We start from the raw sequence: 6,163 nt of genomic DNA, 5'->3' as shown, positions 1-6,163 counted from the left end.
TCCCTGTTCTTTTTTATCCATCTTTTTTTGGAGCAAAGCAGCCTCTTTTTCTGTTATAGCCTTATCTGCCTTTAAATGCTTCAACAATGAATAATTTCGAAAAAATTTATCTTCACTTTGGTTCGTATAGGTAATATTTTCTTCCTCATCTAACAGAAAGAGATACGCATTCTCATTATAACTCTTCAGTTTTAACATGGAATCTAATTTTGAATGATCATACACGGTTCCAACTGCTGTATAAACTTCCCCATTCATATGATATTCCTGACATGGAATTGCAACCAGATAACCTCCACTTTGTGTTTCTTCATAATTCCAGGCAACCAGCTTTGCAATATTATGGCCATTCCTTAAAGCCAGCAAAAGCTTACCTGGTATGTCAATCCGCATCTTCGTTCCATCTGCTGTCATTGCTTTTCCATTTTCCTGAAGAAATACTAGCCTGCTTCCAGCTTCTTTTTCCCATGCCTCAAAAAAGTTTTGATTTGCATCTGTTTCAGGCGATACTTCTTTCTCCTTAAGAATATAATCTTCAACTAGATGTAACTGGCTATAATATCCATTTACCTGAAGCTCATAGGTTTGCTGTATCTGTTCAACAACAGCTCCCATGCTGCTTTTTCCATTTTCATCAATATACCTGTTCATCCTGTTCAAAAGAAGCTTCATAAATAATATGCTTGAAAAAATGAGCAGGATTATAAGCATTGGTATTATAATTCTCTTTCTTTTTATTACCTTTTGTCTTATCTGCACTTTTATTTTTCAACCTCTATATAGTCTTCCGGTGCTGACGGCTGCTGCCCTTTTGACATAGCTGCAGCCCATGCACTTGATAACGTTGTATCCTTAAGTTGGGTAATCTCACATTCTGGATATAATTTTTTCAAAATGGACATAGTAATATCCGTAAGCAGAATGGAATACTTCTTCTCTTTATCTATTTTTTTCTCATTAACTGCTATGCTTTTTAATGAGAATCCATTTTCTTTATCTTTAACAATAATTTTCATACCAGATGCTATCGGTAATTCATATTTATTAGTTACATAAAAATCCGAATCAAAATCCGCAAGATAATTTCCCACAAGTTCATATACCTGTTTACCATTTATCTTTGCAAGGTATAATGGCGTATCCGAATTCTTTGCTGTCATTAGAGCAACACGATTACTGCTACATTCGCCTTCATAAATAGAAGAAGTGAAATAATAGTATGGTGCCAGAGCTAACTGTATATTATTCTCATTTCTAACCGTAGTTAGTATAGATGATGCCGCATCACGACCATTTTTATCATTCAGTGAAATAGAATACTCATGCTCAAAATTCACAGTCGTTTTTTCTCCTGTAGCTTTACTATTCATTACACTACACAAAGTATCATAAGCCTTTTCTTCATCCATTTCTCCTGACAGCAATCCATGAACAACTTTCAGGCTGGCTGCAAAAGACTTTTGAGCGGAATATCTGATATAAACAGAATTATCTTGAATTTCCTTTTCCAGTCCAGACACATCTTTCATCATTGTCGGAACATCAGTATTCAATGAGATCACACCACTTCCATCCGCAATACGCTTTTGCCCTTCTTCTGAAATCATACAGTCCAGTACATCTAGTGCTATATCTAATTTCTCAGGATTTTTTTCTAAATCTTTGTTAAATGCAATGTTTAAGGACGGAGTCATATTTATAAAAGCCTCATCTGAAGTCTGTGAGAAAAAAGGAATACGGATCAATTCTGCATCCATCTGTTTCTGGAATTCCTGTATAAGTGCCGGATATCCATGAAACATTGCTGCTTTTCCCTCAAGAAATGTTTCTGTTGCAGTAGTAATATCAACGCTGATGTCATCTTTCGTAAAATGTGAGTCTTTTAAAAACGTACTGGTTTGTGAAAGGATACGTTTCCACAATGCAGCATCAAACTTTATATTATCTGCCGAACTTTCTGCTGAGCTTCTCCATTTGATTCCATCAAGACTTGTGAACTCACCAATTGCTCCTGCCTGAATCACTTCTTGAGTAGACCAGTCTTCTGCAAGATCAAGTATATAAGGTTTTATACCATTATCATAAAATTGCTGGCAAGCCTGTGCATATTCCTTATAATTTTTCGGAATCTTGATTCCATACTGATCAAACAATGTCTTGTTGGCAATGAGCGTCTGCGGGATTCCGCAGATAGGTAGCCACTGAATCTCATCTTCTGAATTTTTATAATACTGCAATGCATAGGAATAATACTTAGAGACAACATCATATGAACAAAAATCCATAAGATACGGCTGTAGATCCTGTGCATCTGCCCCCGAAAATCGACGTACCGTTATGATATCCGGCAGTTCCCCATGTTCTTCAAAATAGCTGTATAAATCGGTATCATTGTTACCGGTAATAAACTCGATATCCTGATCTGGAAACTGCTTCTGGATATATGGAGCAATATTTTTCATTAAACGATTTTCCCATAGATACACGGTAAGATGATTATCTTTTTGGGATACTTCTTTTTTAGACTGTCCACAGCCGGATAAAACAGTAGTTGTTAAAAATACACCTAACAGTACTGCTATCAGACATTGTTTTGCCTTTTCCATACTCGTATTTTCCTCATTCTTTCCTGATAAAATCATTAATTCAATAATTCCATCTCAGATTTTCATCTGATTTGCCGATTATCCTATTACAGCTTTTCAAATTATGCAAAAATATTGATGCTATTATCTCTCTCTCTCTTACTTTTCCAGGTATTTTTCCACACACTTAGGAATCAATTACAGCCAGTTTTTCAGGACATCATTCAGCTTATTCATATCCAGAGGTTTTGCGATATGTCCATTCATACCTGTATTTTTGGCAAGCTGTACGTCTTCTGCAAAAGCATTGGCAGTCATGGCAACAATAGGCAGTTTTCCCTTTGCACCCGGAAGACTCCTGATTGCCGCTGTTGCCTCATAACCATTCATAACAGGCATTTGGATATCCATAAAAATAAGATCATACGAACCTTTCGGAGAAGCTTCCACTTTCTCAACTGCAATTTTCCCATTTTCTGCCGTTTCCACTTTTGTACCTGTCATCTGCAAAATTTCACCAGCAATTTCTCTGTTCAACTCATTATCCTCAACTAGCAGAATCCTTTTTCCCGTGTAGTCTGATTCTGACAATTTCTCCAAATAATTTCTTGCTGTTTTTTCTTTTCTTCCTGAAGTAAACTGCCGCAGTGTAGCCGTCAGCCGGGAACGGAACAGCGGTTTTGCAATAAAAGCATCTATGCCCGCCGCCTTTGCTTCTTCTTCAATCTCGCTGAATTCATAAGATGTCAGTACAATGATGGTGATTTCTTTCCCTATCCGTTTCCGGATCTGTCTGGCTGTTTCTATGCCATCCATATCCGGCATCTTCCAGTCTAAAATAACAGCAAAATAATCATCTTTCAACTCATGCCGTGCATAACAGCACTCAACGGCTTCCCTGCCAGAAAGAACCCATTCACCCATAATACCGATTTCCTTTAATGTTGCAACTGTACTTTTACAGCATGTCCTATCATCATCCACAACCAGAACCGGCAGATTCATCAGATCTCTGTCCTGTTCTTTTTCTTTTTCCTGAAGCTCCAGATAAATTGTTACTGTGATTTTAGTTCCCTTGTGCAAGGTACTGTCCACTTTAATAGTGCCATTCATCAGGTTCACAATATTTCTGCTGATTGCCATTCCAAGACCAGTTCCCTGGACTCTGGTTGTCCGGTGGTCATCCGCGCGGCTGAACGGATCAAACATGATTTTCTGGAATTCTGGTGACATACCGATCCCATTATCCTCAATCGTAAATTCATAGCATCCAAGTTCTGAAAATCCATTTGGCTTTTCCTCTATGGAAAAAATAATATTCCCGCCATCCGGTGTATACTTGATCGCATTACTCATCAGATTCACAAATACCTGCTGAATCCTCAAGCTGTCACCACAGACATCCTCATGTTCAATGTGATTAATGTGTATATCAAAATTATGTTTATGTTCATCAAGCACCGGTTTTGTAAGTGTAATAAGATTATCTACCAGCTCTGACAGATTGAAATCTTCCTGTGCCAGTGTCATTTTTCCACTTTCAATACATGCCATATCCAATACTTCATTGATCAGCCCCAGCAGATGGCGGCTTGATTCTGTGATCTTGCCGAGGCATTCAATGACTCTGTCCTGGCTCTCAACATTTGCTCCTGCGATTGCCGTCAGGCCCACAATCGCATTCATTGGTGTCCGGATATCATGGGACATATTAGAAAGGAATTCTGTTTTCGCACGATTTGCATTTTCTGCGGACCGGTAAGCCTCTTTCAGTGCCTGACGGGATTCAATCTCTGCTTTCTTCTCCTGTGTCACATCCATGGATGCCAGCAATACCTTTTCCAGCTTTCCATTCTTCCATTCCAAGGGAATATAAGAAGCGATTTTATAAGTCTTTTCATCCAGGCTGCAATACTCAAACTTATAAATATCATTTTCACTTTTCAGTTTTTTCCGAATATTATCCGGGGCTATCAGGATATCTATAGCTTCCAATGGTTCCAGTGTCTTATATTTTTCAAGAACCTGCATCTGAAAATCATGATAAAATCCCAGAGGTTTATATATCATCTGTCCATTCAGATTGTAGAATTCATATCTGTCATTTTCCAGATCACAGACAACAAAGCGGTCAACCAGACGCACAATACTCTGAATCAGCTGCTCCATGTAAGCATTATCCGCTGCCATCTGCAGATGCCGTGCGCTCTCTACCTTTGTCTCTGTGATATCACGCAGAAAGATCATGGCATATTCTGAATCCTCTATTTCGCCACGTATGACCACATTTCGGACCCATCGTTCTTCTCCATTCAGAGTGATACGGCACTCCAAAGCCAATTCGGTTTCCAGACCCTTCAGCCTTTCTGCAATATAACCACGGTCGTAAAAAGAGGATACCGCCTTCTTATCTGTCTCCACAACATAAGAATCCACAAAATGCCGGATCAATTCATCCCACGTATGACTCTGTTCAAAGACGGTCATCAGGGACGGTTCAACCTTAAAGGTATCAAAAGTATTCGCTTCCAGATTCACATAATACTCGCACAAATCTGCTTTCGTAAAAGCCCGGTGGAAAGCAGCAGATTTTTGTGCCTGCATGATTTCTTTTTTCTCCGCATCAATGTTAATAAAAATCCCGGCAATCCTGCTGGCAGAACCATCCAGACGGCGTATTACTTCTGCCGATGCCCGAAACCACTGGTATTGATTATCCTTCATTCTCATACGATACTCTACCTGGTATTTTATCTGGTTCGTCTTATCCTTAATTGCCGCCTGAAGCTGCACCATTACTCTTTCTTTATCCTGTGGATGCAGAAGATCTGACCAGGATTCCAGTTTATTCGGAAAGTCCAGAGTGTCATGATAGCCCAGCATTTTTCGGAATTCATGACTCCAGTTTGCATTCACAATCTCACTGTTTTCGTCACAGTCAAAATACCAGAAGCCGGAATAGATAGCCTCATTGAGCAGTGCCAAATTTACATGATCCCAGTTGACCTGTACGGACATAACCCAGATCTGTCTGCCCGCCTCATCTGTCGCATCCTCTTTACAAAGCCCGTACATTATTCACTGTACCGTCTGCTGCAAGGATCTGTGCTTCCCCTGTTCCGTGAAACTGCAAAAAACGGTCATAATCCAGTATATCCATATCATCGCCATAAAAGAAATTTTTCAATGAGCCTTTTGTCTGCTCCATAAAAGAGTCGAATGTATATCCTGTACTATGTAACAGCAGATTGCTCACAGATAAAACAGACAGGTTTTGGTCATAATATCCTGTCATTATGCCTACCCCACCATTATTTTCCAGTGCTTTCTGTACGGCCTGTGACATGGCTTGTGTCTGTCCCGTTACAGTCTCATTTAAAGAATATATTTTGTCTTCATAATTTCGCATTTTATAAAAATCCTCTCTTCGTTTTATACCTTCTTCATCCTGCTTTTATCTGTATACAGAAAACCTGTCCCTGCCAGTTTTCTTACTCATTTTTTGCATACAAAAAGGGCATCTGTCTAAATCCGCCAGTGCCCTTGCTACATTTCTTTAAAATCACACATTCATATCG

At 39.1% G+C, this 6,163-nt stretch carries 4 protein-coding genes and 1 pseudogene; all 5 read right to left on the bottom strand.

The annotated features are described in order from the left end of the window. A pseudogene (locus tag EUBHAL_RS01745) lies at positions 1 to 651 on the bottom strand (hybrid sensor histidine kinase/response regulator); the annotation flags it as partial. Then, positions 635 to 772, bottom strand: coding sequence for a hypothetical protein (locus EUBHAL_RS15825; RefSeq protein WP_005344127.1), 138 nt, complete (start codon positions 770 to 772; stop codon positions 635 to 637). The gene EUBHAL_RS15825 and the pseudogene EUBHAL_RS01745, both read right to left, overlap by 17 nt. Further along, a complete protein-coding gene (locus tag EUBHAL_RS01740) occupies positions 762 to 2,642 on the bottom strand; it encodes an ABC transporter substrate-binding protein (RefSeq protein ID WP_005344125.1) in 1,881 nt (626 codons plus the stop codon). The genes EUBHAL_RS15825 and EUBHAL_RS01740 overlap by 11 nt, the downstream gene beginning before the upstream one ends. A 141-nt stretch (positions 2,643 to 2,783) precedes the next feature. After that, positions 2,784 to 5,660, bottom strand: a complete 2,877-nt coding sequence (locus tag EUBHAL_RS01735) for a hybrid sensor histidine kinase/response regulator (RefSeq protein ID WP_005344115.1) — start codon at positions 5,658 to 5,660, stop codon at positions 2,784 to 2,786. Continuing rightward, the gene (locus tag EUBHAL_RS16425; RefSeq protein ID WP_005344114.1) at positions 5,644 to 5,994 is read right to left on the bottom strand and encodes a hypothetical protein; all 351 of its coding nucleotides are present in this window, start codon (positions 5,992 to 5,994) and stop codon (positions 5,644 to 5,646) included. Before EUBHAL_RS16425 ends, EUBHAL_RS01735 begins: the two co-directional genes overlap by 17 nt. Positions 5,995 to 6,163: the final 169 nt, after the last annotated feature.

This window comes from Anaerobutyricum hallii DSM 3353 (genome assembly GCF_000173975.1).
Classification (GTDB): domain Bacteria; phylum Bacillota; class Clostridia; order Lachnospirales; family Lachnospiraceae; genus Anaerobutyricum; species Anaerobutyricum hallii.
This window is presented reverse-complemented; position numbering and strand designations above follow the sequence as displayed.

Bases quoted from the DNA above. Each gene is read 5' to 3' on its own strand.
- EUBHAL_RS01740 (WP_005344125.1), bottom strand. From the start codon at position 2,642: ATGATTTTATCAGGAAAGAATGAGGAAAATACGAGTATGGAAAAGGCA.
- EUBHAL_RS01735 (WP_005344115.1), bottom strand. From the start codon at position 5,660: ATGTACGGGCTTTGTAAAGAGGATGCGACAGATGAGGCGGGCAGACAG.
- EUBHAL_RS16425 (WP_005344114.1), bottom strand. From the start codon at position 5,994: ATGCGAAATTATGAAGACAAAATATATTCTTTAAATGAGACTGTAACG.